Genomic DNA, 16,750 nt, shown 5'->3' on the forward strand with positions numbered 1-16,750 from the left:
CTGGCGCTGTGGGTAGGGTCAAAGCAGCCTGCCCTGTCCGAGGGAGTCCAGGGATGAGTGAGGAGGTTTCCCCGTTGTCACGTGCTCTGATTGATTGCTTTCAGTTGTCGACGGGTTATCCGCAGGATTTAGGGACGCTTGATGGTCCTGCTGGACCTCCGTGGATTGGTTGATGTTATAGGTGTGGAACGGCTGACCGATAATCATGATAAACCCTTTGCTCAATTGGAGGATTGTTCCCGCATCAATGCTCCCTTTGAGTGCGCACTTAATCTGTGGCATAAGCCGGGTTCGTCGTTCCCGGCCTCAGGTAATCAAATGTTTGGGCGTGTTTCAGACGGGCTTAGGCACCGTAAACCTGAACTCACTGCCACGGCCCAACTCACTCTGGGCTTCAATCCGCCCGCCGTGGGCCTGGACAATGCCTTGGGTGATATACAGCCCCAACCCGCTACCGGTAGGGTTGTTCTCTGTCTGGGTCCAGTAGCGTTCAAACACATGGGGCAGTTGCTCAGGGGCAATGCCTTCACCGGAGTCACGCACCGAGAACACGATATCTTTGCCGTTGCTCATGGCGCTGATACCGATGTTGCCCTGGCGCGGCGTGAACTTGATCGCGTTGCCGATCAGGTTCGACAGCACCTGGAACAAGCGTTCCGGGTCGGCATTGATCTGCAGGCCAGGTTCGGCATTGAACGACAGGTCGATGCCTTTTTCCGTGGCCAGCGGCGCCAGTAGTGAGTACGCCTCTTCAAAGATCTGACTGACGTCCAACGCAACCGGCTTGACCACATAGCGCCCGGCCTCGATTTTCGAGGTGTCGAGCAAGTCCTCCAGCAGCACATTCATACGTCCGGCGGCCTGCTGCATGGTGTCGATGGCCGATGAAATCCGCCGTGAGGTGTGTGGGCCCTCGGAACTGAAGGCTTTTTGCATCATGCCGCAGAGCATCGAGATGACTGTCATCGGGTTACGCAGGTCGTGGGACACCACCGCGACCAGTTCATCACGGGCGCGCACCGCTTGCCGTTCGCGCACCACTTGGTGGGCCAGGTCATTTTCCAGGGCCGAGCGACGCAGGTCGTTGGCGGCAAACAGATCGCCATGGCTCCACTTGGTGGAGATGCCGGCCATTTCCACCTTCCAGATTTCAAACGAGGTGCGAGGGCGAAGGCGCAGGCCGGCGTCGGAAGTTTCCAGGTCCAACGGCTTTTTCGGATCGCCACTCCAGTTGATGTTCTCTTTCACCTCGGGGCGGAACCACAGCACACCGTTATCCACAGGCTTGGGCAGGCTCATGGCGAGTACGCCGCTGGCGACGGCCTGGTACTCGGCGGCGGGCGGGTATACCGAGGCCAAGTTATGGCTGGAAAACACCGGCTCGCCGCTCTCCTGCAACCACTTGTGCAATGCGCGGATCTGCGCCGGTTCCGGACAGTTGCCGTAGCGGTGCAATTGTTTGTCTTCGATGATCGCTACGCCGCCGGAGAGGGCCAGGTCCATCAGTTTTTTGCCGTGGTGGGCCAGGCTGTCGAACACGTTACCTTCGTTGGCTTTCATGGCCTGATCGAGCAGCGCCAGGGCTTCGATTTTCTCTTCGCGCTGGCGATTCAGCTCCAAGGCTTCCATGGCACTGATCTGCAACGACAGTATTTGGCCTATGGTCTGGCAGGTCATACGCAGGTCGTTGGGCACCAGCAGCGGTTCGCGGTTGCCGCAGCTGATCAGTCCCCAGAGTTTGTCGCCCTTCATCAGCGAGATGCTCATGGACGACAGCACACCCATGTTCTGCATGTACTGGCAGTGGATCGGCGAGACACTGCGCAGGGTGGCAAAGCTCAGGTCCAGGGGCTGGCCCGTGTCCGGCCGCAACTTGGGCAGCAGCGGCACCGGTTCGTAGGACGCGTTCGGGATGATGCGTAGCCAGTTGGTGCGGTACAACTCGCGAGCTTGTTCGGGGATGTCGGATGCGGGGAAGAATAGCCCATTGAACAACTCCATGGACGGTGCCGACGCTTCTGCAATCACCTGGCCATGGCCTTCTTCTTCGAAGCGATAGATCAGCACCCGGTCGTAGCCGGTCATGGCCTGGATTTCATTCACACTGATGGCATACAGCGCCTGCAGGGTCTTGGCCGATTGCAGGCGTTGCAGCATCTTGCCCAGGTCACTGGTGCGGCCATTGCGCGCCTGTGGCTTGAAGTTCTCAAGCCGTGGTTCGAATTCCAGTACCAACACATCCTGATGGCGATGCAGCAGGCCCTCGAATGGCGCGCCGTTGAAGGTGACGTGCAGGGGCGGAGCATCGAAAAACGTATTGTTGGCAGCCATGGTTTGCACAGCCTGGGCATGCTCGTCGCCGATCAGCCTGTGCAACGGCTGATTCAACAGGGTTTCAGGCGCGTGGCCAAACAAGGTGCCTACGTTGGCACTCACCTGAATGATTTCCAGGCCGGGCTCCGACAAGGTCAGCAGCACACCGTGGGGCTGGATCGCCCCCGGAAAGCGGATGGGCTCGTCAGCACAGTTGGCAAGCAGCTCTTCAAAGTCTTCGGGTTTCATAGCAGTACCTTCTGGCTGTCGAGCCATTGCTCAAAGCCGCTGAATGTCGAGCGGGCCGCGTTAACCGCGTGCTGTTTGGCGAGTGCATCCAATGGCAAACGGCCCAGATAATCGAGAAAGTCTTTCCAGCGCCGACCGGTCTGGGCGCCATATACATTGAGAAACGCGCCGCCGTTGTCGGGTCCCACGTCCAGGCGCAGGGCCATTTCCCGGCGCAGCACCTGGCCGCCGAGGGTCGCGCCTTCCAGCACGTAGAGTGCGCCCAGGCAGGCCGCCGGGGTGTCCAAGTCTGGGAGATGGGTGCAGCGGGGCAGGGCGTTGATACCATGGTCATCCAGGCCCAGGGCGTGGAGGTCACTGACCAGTGTCGGGGTTTTCGCACGCAACACGCAGTCGAAGCCTTCAGGGATCAAGTCACTGTGGTACAGCGCTGATTCTATTGGTCTGTAAAACCCGTAATACGCTTGAAGTAAACGTCGGTACCAGTCGACATCCAGGCTCGCACAGAAAAACGGCAGGCGCTTTTCCAGTGCTACGTGCAGCAAGCCCGTGCCTGTGCGCAAGGCTTCCAGCAACGGGGGCGCACCAATGTCAGGGGCCTGTGAATGCATTCAATGAGCTCGAACTGTGGGCTTGTCAGCCATCCATGACGGGTAAAAGTCGGCAACGATTCTACACACTCATGGCCGTCAGCTGAGCGCACAAAGCGAAAAGGCTGACCGTCGGATCCGAGAAGTCGCTCCATGCATGGTTAATGACCCCTTCGCCTGACCGGAAGTTCGGTTTGAGCGATGTCGCAGCGCTATCAATGCATGGACGCACCCTGCTGGGTCAACGCCGACTCCACACATTCCAGCAGACGCTCGGTGCTCCACGGCTTGGGTAAAAACCTGACTCTGCCACCCAACTCAGACGCCAGCGACGTATTACCGGACGTCAACAGCACCTGGATAGATGGCCAACGATGCGCCACCACCCTGCTCAAGTCATAGCCGTTCAATAGCCCGGGCATCTGGATATCGCTGACAATCAGGTCCACCTGCTCATCATCGCGCTCCAGGAAAATCATCCCGTCATCCGCCGAAGGGAACGACGTCACATGCGCCCCGAACTCCTCCAGCACATCCACCATCAACGAACGAATGATCTCGTCGTCTTCCAATACCAAAATCGATGGCTGAGCCATGATCCTTACTCCACCATCAGGGGTTCAGTAGGGTGGAGTGGGGCGCGCGCTTATAGGTTCGATTGGATGTTTTTTAAACGATGGGTGGTCATTTGACGTGGTTGCTACTGGAGCGAGGTTATCTGACGTGCCTGATTGGACGGTTGGAGGCATGCCCGCTTAAACAGGCATAATCGCCAGTAATAGCCGAAGTGGAGCCCTCAATGAAGTACGCCCTGTTCACCCTCGTCCTGACCCTTGCCACCAGCCCTGCCTTCGCCGCCGGCGACGCGGAGGCGGGCGGTAAACTCTTCGCCAAGACCTGCGGTGGCTGCCATAGCGTCGGCGAAGGCGCCCGCGGTGGTTTCGGGCCGCAGCTTAACGGCATCATTGGCCGGCCTGCCGGAACTACCACCGACTATCAGTATTCGGATGCGATGAAGAATTCCGGGGTGGTGTGGACGCGGGACAAGCTTGCCGCCTATATCGAAGCGCCGAAGAAGGTGGTGAGTGGGACGCGGATGATTTTCTGGGGGATCAGCGATCAGGAGAAGATTGAAAACATCCTGGCCTACCTGGAGACATTCCAGCCCAAGTGAGCGGCCTCGCATGCGTATTCAGCTGATACAGCGCGATCAAAATGTGGGAGGGGCTTGCCCCCGATGGCAGAGTATCAGTAGCCGATCTAGTCACTGATTCACCGCTGTCGCGGGCAAGCCTCCTTGTGTTGATCAGCCCAGCAGATGCTTGGAAATCAACCGCGATATTTCCACAATCGAGGTCTTGCCGGTGAACTCAAACCTCACCTTCCCCAGTGAGGAAAAGTAAATCTCCAATTCCGAATCCAGATCAAACGTCCCGGACGTTTCCACCGAATACGCCACGATATTTTTATACGGCAACGACGTGAAGTCCTTCTTGCTGCCGGTAATCCCCTGCACGTTCACCGCAATGATGCGCTTGGTGGTGAAAACCACGCCGTCACGCATGGCTTTGTAGGCGTCGACCACTTCCTCACCGTCGAGCAGCAGGGCCGATACGCGTTCGGCGTACTCATTGTTTTGTTTGAGCTTGAAGAAGCCTTTGTTGTTGAAGTCGATCATGTACCTGTCCTGGGTCAGTGGGGGCGCCTGTGTATGAGGTTTTGTTCGCGGATCTGTATCTAACGCCCACGCCTCTAACGCCCTAGCATGGAGCGAAACATCACAGTGTGGCGAAGGATTCACGCTGGCAGAATAAAAATCCAGGAGCGAAACAATGCCCGATATGTCCAGCTTGCTTGCCTATGGTCTGATCTCACTCGGCATGGTGCTGACGCCCGGGCCGAACATGATCTACCTGATCTCCCGCTCGATCTGCCAGGGCCGCACCGCCGGGTTGATTTCCCTGGGCGGGGTGGCGTTAGGTTTTGTGGTGTATATGGTTTGCGCGGCACTGGGTATCACTGCGTTGGTGATGGCAGTGCCCTTCGCCTACGACGCGCTGCGGCTCGGCGGGGCGCTGTACCTGGTGTACCTGGCCTGGCAGGCGGTCAAGCCGGGTGGGCGTTCGCCATTCCAGGTGCGGGATTTGCCCAAGGACAGCCCGCGCAAGCTGTTCACCATGGGCCTAATCACCAACCTGCTCAATCCCAAAGTAGCGGTGATGTATTTGTCGCTGTTGCCGCAGTTCATCGATCCGAACGGTCATGCCAGTGTGCTGATGCAATCCCTGGTGTTGGGCTCCCTGCAGATTTTTATCAGCGTGAGCGTCAATGCGGTGATTGCCTGCATGGCGGGTTCCATCGCGGTGTTCTTCGTCACCCGGCCAGGCTGGCAGGTGGTGCAGCGCTGGGTGATGGGGTCGGTGTTGATGGGGTTGGCGGTGCGGATGGCGGTGGAGGGGCGACGCTAGCTGCGCGTTACAGGATGGCTTTGAGGTAATCCGTGAGTGCCTGGAGCGGAGCATTGAGTGCTTCCAGGGTCGCTGCTTGATGCACGTCCAGCGCAAGCCGCTGCAGCTCGCGCCCCATCACGGTATGGGCGCCGCCCAGAGAGTCGAGCGCTAACGTCAGGCACTGATCAAGCTTTAACTGAATCCGCGCCAAATCACCCTGGCGCACTAGCAGCCCAAACACCTCGCGTTCATACCCATCCATCGCCGGGTCATCGCGCAGCAGCGGGCTGCCGTCCTCGGTCTCATGCACCAGTTTCAGGGCAAACAGTGCAACTGCTTCAAGCGTCAATTCCATGGTCCCGTTACCTCTACTGCCATGCCGGTCACTTTTTCACAGGCGAAAAAAAAGACCTTGAATTTCAAGGTCTTTCTTTAAGATGGTGCCCGAGGGAGACTGTCGGGTTCCATATAATTCAAGGCCTTGAGAGTGATTTTAAAGCTAGGGATACAAGCAGGGATACAAGCAGGGATACAAGGATTGATCGGCTAGGGTGCTGACGCTTCGGGAGGAGTTAGCAACTGCTCGATATCATCCCTCTGCAATTCACCTATGCCTTTACCCTCCACTACCTTTTTCACAAGAGCGTCAGCGATCATGCATATCTGCTTCGCATTCGATTCTACCAGTCGGAGCGCAGCTTCGAGAAGAAAGCGCAGCAAGTCCACTGAGGTGCTGTCCTTCCCCGTTTCAGCATCCGCAGTCACCGGAGAGGAATTATGTATTAGATTGACAAGCTCTTTCGCGACAGCGAAATCCTGGCTTGCCCCAGTGGCTCCCTCATCAAGAATCTTGTAAGCAGTTATGGCGTTTACCTTGAAGGTGGAGCGATCAATCGCCTCTCCCATTGCACCCGATAAGGCAATTACCACTTTCTTGGTCATAAGATCATGCAGTTCAGTCAGTGAGTCGCAGCGAATGTTGTAGTCAGCATACGCTTTACCCCGATGCGCCTGGGGGTACAACTGATAGTGAAGACTGATCTGATGAGCATCGAATCCAGAGGCCAACGCTGCTACACAGTGAGCTGCCTCATGCTGCGCGATAGCTCCAATGTTCAGAAGCATTTGATGCGTCTCTGACGTTTTCATACGCGGTCTCCACAAGTTTCATTTGAGCGACAGTCTAGTGATTTAGCGATTGTCGGGTCGATTTCATTCTACGGGTGAAAGCCTCCGGGGACCCTGGGACATTCCTCTTTGCACGGGGTCAGAAACCCGCGGGATCGTGGTAGCGGCAGCCGTACCAGCTTACTGAAATTTCAACGTTGAAATTGAAAGGATCTTGAAGAGAAAAGTGCATCCTTACCGGATGTGTAACGGTCATGGGTTTCGTTCAGAATAGTGAACGATTGGCCTGGTCAACTCGGTCAACCAGTCACTAACTTTGGAGCCCAGCCACTAACGAGATCCGGCGGGTTCTTTGCCCCGTGTCTATCCGAAATGCCCAGGGTCCCCAGCGGCTTTTCGATTCATAGGGCAAATGCACTGGTGAACAGCAGTTCACCCGGTTCACCTGTTCACTAAGCTGGGCACCTTTCCGCTGACACGATAACGCGGGTTTACTAACCCGTGCCAAACCAACACGCGTAGGGACCCCCCCCCCAGTATTTACGCGAAGCCAGGAGAATAATGGATCTCGCCTCGCTGGGGGGCAGTTCAGAACGTGGGCGCGGGGATACCGTTAAAAAACGGTGTTACGGGTGTTGCGCGTGTTACGATACTTTATAAGTATATGATTTTAAATGATTTTTATGGTGTAACGCTGCTGTGCTTCCTTTGCCGATAGATCTGTTACATGGCAAATAGGTGTTACACCAATTACTGCTTTGTGAGGCGCGGTTTATGATGATTATGGCTACTGTAATCGCATCAAAGCTCTTCGTTACAAAGGGCCGCTATTGACCGATTCTTTTGAAAAAGTCTGCTTCGAATTCACGGCAGAAAGGTACGCGCCTGAGATTGAAATCTGAGTTTTGCCCAGAAGGTTCAGGAGTTTAGATTTCACGTAGCTGCGTGTAAAAGAGGTTTTTTCATCCATCAATATTCGAACGTTTTAAGTAAGCCGACTTTTTCAACAGAATCAGCCGATAGCGACCTTTCGTGCAAGGTGTATGGTGTGGGGACCGGGAACCTTGCGTAGGGCTGCGGAGGTACGGCAGGATCGTATTTAGGAGCGTCCATGAAACACTTCGTACCGTTTGAGATTGCCACCTGCGAAATGACTGAATCGTCACAAAGGGCCTACCCGCTTGACCCCGACCCCGAAAGACCTTTTCATCCGTTCAGAATTAAGGATCCCTTTGGGCTGAGGAATGCCGTAGTACCTGTATTCCGGCAAGACACAAACGGACAGCTTTTCGGTTTTGGCACTGCATTCAACATTAATCAGTTTGGCACCTTCCTTACCGCCCATCACGTCATCGACTTCTCTGGAGAAAGCGGGACGAGCCGACCGGTCTTGTTTCTGAGCATGCACGCGATCGTGTTTGGCTCAGTCACCATTCCCAGTGACTGCTTCGTGCCTGTAACTGGGTGTCAAATGGCCATGATGGATTCTGCTGATCCCATGGGGGCTTTGCGAGGGAGGCAGGAGCGTAAAGTTGCCATCGACCTAGCAGTTATGCAGGCCTCTCCGCTTGGTCCACGAGTGCGTCCTCCCCAGGCGGTGAGCGTGTGTATTAACGGATGGCGGCCTCAAGTCGGGGATATCTTGCTTGCCATTGGGTACCCAGAATTGGACCTTTCTAGGCTCTCGGACGAATCTCAAAAAATGCTTTTGTCGGAGGGGATGTACGGCGCATATGGGCGCATTGTCGATGTGCACTTGAATGGAGTTGGCACGGTCAACCCTAGTCCGGTTATTGAGGTGGAGACTGACTGGCCACCAGGCATGAGCGGAGGTCCGGTATTCAATCGGGCAGGGGACGTTGTTGGTATCGTTAGCCGTTCGATTCGAGCCGAGGGGGATCTTCCCGGCAGAGGTTATGCGGTGGACCTTGGTAGGGCATACGACATTCAACCATTTTCGCCGAGCTTGGATGCGCCGGGATGGCAGGTGTGTTGGGGTGTCTTTCTAGAAAATGAGAGCGAACCTTTTAGTGTTCATGCTTTGGAGGAGGATGCAGTTTCAGCCGGAAATTTGCTCAGGCAGCCTCACCGCATCGTGAAAGTCGCAAACAAAATTGGCACCAGAAATTATATATCTGTTTAGAGAAACCGTGGGTTTCACATCTGAAGTGCGAAGTGAGCTGGCAATCGACCACGGACGAATGCTGCGCTTGAAGTTTACTTCTGGCCCCAGGTAAGAGTTCGCCTCGATATGGGTTTCTCTTACTGGCCTATGGATCGGCAGCAAGCCCAACGGTATCGGAATGTGTTTGGGGTTTCAGAGAGCGCGTCAAGGCAAGAGGAGGCGTTGAGCCTGCTAGAAGCTAGCTGGGTAATTGCATTCCACCTGACCACCAGCTTGCATTGCACTTGCCCGCTCATTTGCATTCGACTTGACCAGCAAACTGGGTGGCCGTACCGGCAGAAGTCGGCTAAAAGCGGTCACTTTGGCCAACTGCGAGAATTGTGGCGATTCAAGTCGGCTGCCATTTGATACTAATTTTCGGTGGATTTCGCTTCGATTTTCGGTCGTAAAAGAGCTACCTTTCAAGTTAGGCCGCTTCGGTGAGCGTTAGCCTCTATTGCTCCCGCAATAATCTCGCGGGCGAAGGTCTTCCATGTCTATTGCACTATTAGGTAATCAATGAGCCTTGCCGGTATTCGATCAAATCGAGGAGATAGCTATCAGACACTGATCGCTATGCGATGGGCTATGACAATTCTTTCTGACACCGAATACCAGTGGCTGGAAATTGACTCCACTCGTTGGTTGGTGGATGACGTTGTTGTCGGGAAGGTCGATGGATCTATCATTTGCTGCCAGTGTAAGAAGAATCAACCTGATTTCAGGCCCTGGACAATCGGCGACCTCTCTAGCGAATTTGAAAAAACCGCTCTGCTATTGGCGAGGGAGGCGAACGCAGAGGTGCATTTCTATTCCCGGGGTACGTTCGGTCTAGTTGCGAAGTTGCGAGAGCATTGTGTGACGCAGCCCAATCAGGAGAGCTACCGCGACAGTCTCACTATCGAGCATACGACCACTGATACCTCTTTGAGCAATACCTTCAACGCAGCCGTATCTCTCACGACCTATGAATTTTTGCGTCGCACTACGTTCCATAACACTGAAGATTTCAGTGATCTTGAAGCGTCGTTGTTAGAGCGGTTGAGCCTTCTATCAACAAATGCGCAGACTGCCTACGTCGCACTTTGGCACCATCTCGATCAGTTGGGAGGACGGCTGGTCTCACATGGCTCAAAGGCAGCGTCTGTTCAGCACCGATTAACGAGAGCTGATCTTGTCGCTGTACTGACGCAATCGGGATCAATGCTAGCGCCACATATAGACGAGTCCGAAATTCGTGCTTCTCTTATTGGGGTGTCCGCAGTGGGACGGAGCTGGCGGCGAGAGATAGGTGGAAAGAGGCTACAGAATCGTGTCGTTGAGGATTTGCTTTCGGCTATTTACAGCAGGAAGCGTTCAATCCTCCTCACTGGGATGCCAGGTTCAGGAAAGACATGCACTCTTCTAGCTGTGCAAGAAGCTTTGGAACTTCGAGCCAAATGTGACAGTGCACTGGTTCCGATGTTCATCCAGTCTCGAGAGTTTGCCGATCTTGCGACTGCGAGGGATCGAGAATCTCAGGGCTTATGCGAAGACTGGGTCGAGAGGGTAGCGCGACTTGCCGACAAGGCTCACGTTGTCATTGTTGTTGATTCCCTCGATGTGCTTTCAATTTCCCGGGAGCATGCGGCTCTCACGTATTTCTTGGCTCAGATTGACAGGCTTTTGTTGATCGAGAAAGTCACAGTATTAACGGCCTGTCGTGATTTTGACCGACGCTATGATCGTCGTCTGGCAGCGCGTGTGTGGGAGTGTGAGCTGGCTTGCCAACCTTTGGATTTGGACTGTGAAGTTTTACCGCTGCTTCAGTCACTTGATATTGACACTGCTGGGATCGATGGCCCGACGCGCGCACTCATCCAAAATCATCGGGAGCTGGCAGTATTCATTGAGCTTGCGCAGTTGGAGGGCGGATTTAGTGTTGTGACTAGCCAGGGGTTAGCACAGCGATACCTAGAGACTCTGGTTCGCGCAGATACGAGGTTAGGCGATGCCGCTGTTCAAGCAATCGAATCGGTCGCCGACGAGATGCTCAGCACTCGAAGCCTTACCATTCCCGCTCAGCGATTCGGCGGCTCTCAAAGTGTCCTGCGACTACTCCTCAGCCACAACGTTCTGCATCAAGCTTTGGATGGTCGGGTGGGGTTTGGCCATCAAACGTTGCTAGACGTGCTAGTGATTAGCTCTGCCATTCGAAGGGGGATGACGCTGAATGGCTTCATCCAGAGCTTGTCACCTGCACCATTCGTAAGGCCGAGTATTCGTGGCTTTGTAACACAACTGGCTATCGGTGACCGCCGAGTGTTCAGAACTCAGTTGCGTGCTGTTCTTATGGGGGGAAGCCCGTTCCATGTGCGTCGTCTGGTTGCAGAGTCATTTGCGGATCGATTGCCTCATGACGATGATTGGTCGTTACTGCGTGATTTACGAAGAGACTGTAGCGATGTGTTTCAGATTATCTATCTACAGGGTAAGACGCTCGAGTGGGGTCAGTTCTGGTTCAAATATTTAGTCCCTGTGCTGTGGGAGGAGCGAGATCAAGAAGCGCTGTTGATGCAAATGCACCGATGCTCTGTGTGGGCCAATCAGGCACCATCTTTGGTTTTCCCATTTTGGACTGAACTGCTCGAAGCGGACTGGATGGACCGAGGGCGTGTCGCAAGTAGGTTGGGATACTTGCTGTCTGAGGTAGCACTAGACCATGTAATTCTTGTTGGAAAATTGGTGGAGTCGTTGCTTCGTTTGCCTCTGCAAGAGCACAGCTACCTTGGACAATCCATCGCACGTTGCATTGATGCAGATGTTTTATCAGATGAAGTGCTGTGGAAGTTTGTGACAGGACGCGTTACTAATGATGACATACTTGAATTTCATAACATTGGCGAAAAGCTGACGTTGCAGGATTATGAGTTCGGTGATCGATGTAAGAATTATCTTGCTGAACGCTTGAAAGTGTCGTCTGGACTATTGAGTCTCGCAGTCCAGTCTATAGAGGATTGGAGCCATTTAAGAATATCCGAAATTGGAGAATGGGCCGCCGGTAGCTCGGGATTTTTGCGGAGTACTTCATACGAAGCAATTCGAGAGAAGGGCGGCGGTCAACATATTGATGCAGATGTCTTGCTTCTAGGCGCAATAGAAGCTGCTGTGATAAATCATGCTTCACTTGATTCGAAATGGTGGCGGGATAATCGAGAGCGACTCTGTTTCAATCATGAAGGTGCATTGCGCTATTTTGGAATACTTTCGTGCAAAGGTGCTCCGAGTAGTAATGCCGATCTTTCAGTTCGATTGCTCTGTGAAAAGCCGTTGGACGATTCTGAATTTAGCTACGAGCTTGGCTGTCTCGTTAAGGTAGCGTTTTTTTATTTTAACTCCAATCAACAGAATTCGGTAATGGAGGCAGTATTCGCCATTACCGAGTGTGATGATCAGGATGAGTACGAGATTTTAAGAAGGAAAAGTATTCAGGTTCGATTCGTCGCATGTATTCCATGTCATATGCGCCCACCTAGTGCTCAGTTGCTGCTCGAGGAAGTAGAAGTACGTGAAGGCATCTTTGTTGAGTCACCACCAGTTCAGGGTTGGAGCGGAATGGTCTCGGCACCTTTCCCATTTAGCGTCTTTCTTGAAACGAGTGATTATGGGGTGCTGCGGCTATTGAAGCACTACACCGGATATGAACGAAGGTTTGAAGAAGGTTTGATTGGTGGAGAGAGCGAGGTCGCCTCAATGCTTAGAGAGGCAGCCTCTCGTGACCCTGATCGATTTTTAGGCATTATGTCGAAAAACTGGCCTGACATTTCGTCGGTTTTTCGCGACGCGATTATGAGCGGGGCTGCCAACTGCCTTGCTCATCTTCATGGGAATTTAAAGGCTGAAGACTCCTGGGCTACTTTCGTCTCTGTCGATGTGGCCGCTTTGGCGGGAGCTGTCATCAATGAGCTTTCCAATCATCCTGAATGCTGGCGGCAGAACCGCGCTGCATCAGATGCTTTGAACGCATGTGCTCATGTGATTGCTGATATCGACCAGGCTCATCGGCATGTTGGTTTGAGTTCAGAGTTTTTGGAAATGCAAGAAGGAGCGTCTATCAGTGGCGATGGGGTTGGCCACCTTGAGGTTGGGATCAATATGACTCGTGGGCGTATTGCTGAGGCGCTAGTGGTTCTGGTAACCAACTTGACGGAGAGTGGCGTACCGTTGCCTGAAGTGCTGTTGAGACTATTGCGCAATTTTGCTGATGAGAAAAACCCGGCAGTGAGTGCAGTGATTATTCGACGTTTGCCTTATCTACAGAGCCTTGACCCCGACGTAGGCTGGGATCTGTTCGATCGCTGTATGACGGGGCGATCATCCGGACTGTGGGGAACTGCAGAACCGTGTCTTTATTACACGTACTACAAAGATTTTGAACGTGTATCGAAATGGCTGGAACGGCTTCGATTGGAAGGGAGCGGCAAGGATCTTGAAACCTGGGGGAGAATATCCGCTCTGGCTGCCTTACCGGATCATACTCGCACTTCTGAGCTACTGATTGATCTGACCGCCATTGATGAAGTGGCCGCATGGAAGGGAGCGTCAGCCGTCTGGACGAACACCGAGAACTTCAAAAGGCATCGAAGTCAATGTATTGCCGGTCTTGAATATGGCCTCTCTGTAGTTGGGCATGCAGGCGCTGTAGTACAGCGAATGAGCCAGCTGTTTAATCGTGGTGTGACGGGCGTATCTTCTGATCTCGTACGCAGTTATTTCGCTGCTCGTGAGGCAAGCAGCAATAGTACAAATGCACACATCTATGGTTTGGATGAATGGTTAAGTGCTACAGCGCAGAGGGATCCCGGAGAGGCTCTTACGGTTTTCGAGTTGTACCTTGATTATATGCAAGATAAGTCTGCACACATGTACGACCATGGTGGGAATTTCACTCAATTATTGACTCGTCTTTTTGCAGAAGCAGAAGAATGGGAAGAGACGGACGGCGGCGTGATGTTACAACGTGTCGTTTCGGTGCAGGATAAGTTGTTGTCCCTTGGTGTATCTGGCGTCAGTGATTGGCTAGCGGCTGCAGAGAGGCCGTAAGTTACGTTGCGTATAGATATCCCGCATATTAGCGCATGGACCTTTGAGAGAGGTAGGCTCTGTAAGTGGGGTCTTAACTGTGTTAGGAATATCATGATGATCAAGCCAAAGTTGTCGACAGTAATCCTGTACGAACTAAACTGCGACGGGAGCCGTAGACACACTTGAGAGAGTTGTTGTGGTCAAAAGTGGTCGTGAGAGTAAGGTAGTTATAGACCAGAAGTCGAAAAAGTCGTAATCCTTACCTGTAAGGATAGGATCTAGTGAAGCGGAAGCTGCACGGGCTTCCGCATTTTTCTCACACTCCCTTTCTTTTGAGTTGAAGGTCAATGAAGTCAAGCTCTGCCGCGATTGCATCAATCGTGAGCATCTCGACTTTTGCGTTTTTGTTTGCTCTTGCGTTGAGCTTTTTCATATCGCCCATAAGGTTAATTATCCCGTTCAAATGCAGCTTCCGGGCTTTTAGGTAATCAGGCATCTGAGCACTGTTCTGTGATGGTTTATTCATGGTTAGACCGATGGTTGGCCCGAAGCAGCCGACCCTCGCCGGTTGCTTCGGGGAAGGTTTGAGTTAGGCCGCCAACAGGTCAAGCAGGCTGTGTTGGTGTGAGCGAGCCGCGAGTTCTCGCCAGGTCCAGCTTCCAAAGTGCTCGCCCAGTTCAGGGATATCCAGCTTCATCAGTGCAACCGGGTCACGACTAATCAGGTTGCGTGCGGCCCACAGCTTGCCGCCGGTCTCCAGCAGTGTTTTGGCGGCCTCATTCCACTGTTCTTCCAGCACAGTGTTTGCCAGGTGAGCCGCTTTATTCTCGATCTCGGTGCGTTCCTTTTGTGCCTCTGTGATATGCAGATCAATCGTCACCAGCTCCTGCTCCAGTGCGGTGATGAGCAGTTGTTGGCGGCGGTGATGCTCAGCCGCAGCCGTGAGGTTTTTTGCTGCCTTTTGAGCTTCTGCGTTAGCCGCTTTTTCGCCCTCTACATCGCCCCATGCGACAGCCTGTGCATAAGCGGTGGCGGCGTCCGTTTCAGCTTGTCGAGCTTTTGCCATGTCTTCCTGATCGCTCTGGCGGACCTGCTGCAACCGAGTCTCGATTCTGCTGCGCTTTTCGTTGAGTTCCATCTCGTCGGCTTCCCAGTTCGCCATATCGCTGAGATATCCCGCAGCCAAGCTCTCACGGTTTGCCAATCTCTCAAGGCGATGAATCTTTTGATTCAGGTTGCTGATCTCCAGATTTCGCGAGTCGATGCGTCTTTTATGATCGTTGATTTCATCCTGCACGGCTCGTTGACGGCCCTGCTGGATAACCTCCGGGCTTTCCAGCGCCTCTTCGAAGGGAGCCAGGTCGCGCTGAATGCTCTCCACTTCGAGGGTCAGTTGGTCGCGGCGGTCTTTCAGTTCTTGGATAGTGTTCATCTGAATTGTCTCTGGGTACTGTGGTTAATAGGGATGGTTGTCGAATGGCTGGCAAGGCCGGTGATGAGCCGGCGCTACCTCGATCAGCAGGCTCGCCGTCAGGCGGCCTTGGCCTCGCCTTCGTCCGTTCCTGGAACGGTCTTCACCACGTAGCAGCGCTGGGGCCCTAACCCGGGCAGACGGATCAAGCTGTGGGCCTTGCCGTCACTACCCGGCTCAAGCACGCCGCGTTGCAGCAACTCCTTGTTCACCGCACTGATGTTCATGCCTTTGAAGATCTCGGTCCTCCAGGCTTCAGGCAGTACGTAATAGGTGTTGGTGGTGTGCAGGGCGTCGCCCATGCCGTGTTCCAGCGTCTTGCGAAAGCCCAACCGATCAATCGTGTGCGGCCCGTGCTCATCGAGCTTGGCGGCGGCGGATTCCCAGCGGGTAAAGCGGCTTTCTCCAAACCGCTCGATGACCTGGCGCAGCCGCGCCAAGATCGCATCGCCCTCGAAGTTTCCGGCGCCGCCGCGTTCGGCCAGCCACGCATGCAGACACACCCGTGCGGCGGTTGTGGCTGTTCCATCGGGCCAGCCAGTAACGCCGAAGGCGGTGGCCAGCTCTCCGGCCGCTGCTGCGAGGCCGAAGCGAAGGGCGGCACGTTGTGCTTGTCCACTGGCAGAGGCGGGCAGGTTTTGGGTGATGAACTGCTCCACCGTGCGGCGCACGATCACCGACCATCTGAGCATTTCTCCAGGTGCACACAGCGCGTGGAGGAAGGCGGTGAGGGGGGGGGGCCGTAGTATTTGGCGACACGGGCCTTGAGCGCATCGGAGAGGGCGGCGGTGTCCTCAAAACTGTTCAGCACATCGAACATGCCGAGGCCCTTGCTGGCATCCGCTGGCACCGCAAGCATGCGCACCTCCATGCCCGCTTTCTGCTCCTTGTTGGCATCCGCCATGTGCTGCGCCAACGTCTTCTCGCCGGTCGAGAGAAACAGCAAGCGCCACCCCTGCACCTGTCGGCCCGCTTGCCCTCGGTCATTTGCTCGGGTTTTACCCGTGCCGTTGCCGAGCATGTACACCGTTTTGCTAATGATGTGCAGATCACACATGCCAATTTCATCCGGCACCAAGATGCCATCTGATTGTGCGGCAGCGATGGACTTTAGGGTGTTATCTGACGAGTGCCACGAACGCACCAGGCGCGGCCCATCATAGAGATGGAAGCCGACAAACTAATGTCGGAGCAGATTTAGCAGTAGCCCTGCAACTGCCACAGAGACGACAAACATCAAGGGGTGGATACCAGCGCGCAACGAATAATCGGGATTAGAGCAAGACTTTCTTCTTCCTAACGCCCGCAACCCTTTTGGCTG

The 16,750-nt window shown here is 54.3% G+C and carries 12 protein-coding genes and 1 pseudogene; 4 read left to right on the forward strand and 9 right to left on the reverse strand.

Annotated features, from left to right (window positions below):
• Nucleotides 1–333: 333 nt before the first annotated feature.
• From ASD70_RS06550 to ASD70_RS06560, 3 genes are all read right to left on the reverse strand, one after another.
• The gene (locus ASD70_RS06550; protein ID WP_056845973.1) at nt 334–2,562 is read right to left on the reverse strand and encodes an ATP-binding protein; all 2,229 of its coding nucleotides are present in this window, start codon (nt 2,560–2,562) and stop codon (nt 334–336) included.
• Entirely contained in the window at nt 2,559–3,173 is a 615-nt protein-coding gene (locus ASD70_RS06555; RefSeq protein WP_056845974.1) for a biliverdin-producing heme oxygenase, read from the reverse strand. The genes ASD70_RS06550 and ASD70_RS06555 overlap by 4 nt, the downstream gene beginning before the upstream one ends.
• A 194-nt stretch (nt 3,174–3,367) precedes the next feature.
• On the reverse strand, nt 3,368–3,748 hold the full coding sequence (locus ASD70_RS06560; protein ID WP_046069458.1) for a response regulator: 381 nt from the start codon (nt 3,746–3,748) through the stop codon (nt 3,368–3,370).
• 203 nt (nt 3,749–3,951) lie between these two features.
• Here ASD70_RS06560 and ASD70_RS06565 point away from each other — a divergent pair, with 203 nt between their 5' ends.
• Nucleotides 3,952–4,326: a c-type cytochrome gene (locus tag ASD70_RS06565; RefSeq protein ID WP_046069457.1), complete on the forward strand. Its 375-nt coding sequence runs from the start codon at nt 3,952–3,954 to the stop codon at nt 4,324–4,326.
• Nucleotides 4,327–4,458: 132 nt separating this feature from the next.
• On the opposite strand, the gene ASD70_RS06570 is transcribed toward ASD70_RS06565, so the two are convergent.
• Nucleotides 4,459–4,830 carry a PH domain-containing protein gene (locus ASD70_RS06570; RefSeq protein WP_043046807.1) on the reverse strand — a complete coding sequence of 124 codons (372 nt, stop codon included), beginning with the start codon at nt 4,828–4,830 and terminating at the stop codon, nt 4,459–4,461.
• A gap of 154 nt (nt 4,831–4,984) precedes the next feature.
• Here ASD70_RS06570 and ASD70_RS06575 point away from each other — a divergent pair, with 154 nt between their 5' ends.
• On the forward strand, nt 4,985–5,620 hold the full coding sequence (locus tag ASD70_RS06575; RefSeq protein WP_056845975.1) for a LysE family translocator: 636 nt from the start codon (nt 4,985–4,987) through the stop codon (nt 5,618–5,620).
• Nucleotides 5,621–5,627: 7 nt separating this feature from the next.
• Here ASD70_RS06575 and ASD70_RS06580 read toward each other — a convergent pair whose 3' ends face one another.
• Both ASD70_RS06580 and ASD70_RS06585 read right to left on the reverse strand, forming a co-directional pair.
• A complete protein-coding gene (locus ASD70_RS06580; protein ID WP_056845976.1) occupies nt 5,628–5,957 on the reverse strand; it encodes a hypothetical protein in 330 nt (109 codons plus the stop codon).
• Nucleotides 5,958–6,148: 191 nt separating this feature from the next.
• Nucleotides 6,149–6,751 (reverse strand): hypothetical protein, encoded by a 603-nt coding sequence (locus tag ASD70_RS06585; RefSeq protein ID WP_056845977.1) that lies wholly within the window; start codon nt 6,749–6,751, stop codon nt 6,149–6,151.
• Between the two features lie 1,090 nt (nt 6,752–7,841).
• On the opposite strand from ASD70_RS06585, the gene ASD70_RS06590 reads away from it, so the two are divergent.
• Together ASD70_RS06590 and ASD70_RS06595 are read left to right on the forward strand one after the other, a co-directional pair.
• On the forward strand, nt 7,842–8,873 hold the full coding sequence (locus ASD70_RS06590) for a S1 family peptidase (RefSeq protein ID WP_056845978.1): 1,032 nt from the start codon (nt 7,842–7,844) through the stop codon (nt 8,871–8,873).
• A 540-nt stretch (nt 8,874–9,413) separates the two neighbouring features.
• Nucleotides 9,414–13,976, forward strand: a complete 4,563-nt coding sequence (locus ASD70_RS06595; protein ID WP_056845979.1) for an AAA family ATPase — start codon at nt 9,414–9,416, stop codon at nt 13,974–13,976.
• Between the two features lie 298 nt (nt 13,977–14,274).
• On the opposite strand, the gene ASD70_RS06600 is transcribed toward ASD70_RS06595, so the two are convergent.
• The 3 genes and pseudogenes from ASD70_RS06600 to ASD70_RS28210 all read right to left on the reverse strand — a co-directional run.
• Complete coding sequence (locus ASD70_RS06600) at nt 14,275–14,484, reverse strand: hypothetical protein (RefSeq protein ID WP_236708690.1); 210 nt, start codon at nt 14,482–14,484, stop codon at nt 14,275–14,277.
• A gap of 63 nt (nt 14,485–14,547) precedes the next feature.
• On the reverse strand, nt 14,548–15,390 hold the full coding sequence (locus ASD70_RS06605) for a hypothetical protein (RefSeq protein ID WP_056845981.1): 843 nt from the start codon (nt 15,388–15,390) through the stop codon (nt 14,548–14,550).
• Between the two features lie 98 nt (nt 15,391–15,488).
• Nucleotides 15,489–16,693 (reverse strand): annotated as a pseudogene (locus ASD70_RS28210) (DUF927 domain-containing protein); the annotation flags it as partial.
• Between the last annotated feature and the right edge of the window lie 57 nt (nt 16,694–16,750).

Source organism: Pseudomonas sp. Root569, from assembly GCF_001427465.1.
GTDB lineage: Bacteria > Pseudomonadota > Gammaproteobacteria > Pseudomonadales > Pseudomonadaceae > Aquipseudomonas > Aquipseudomonas synxantha.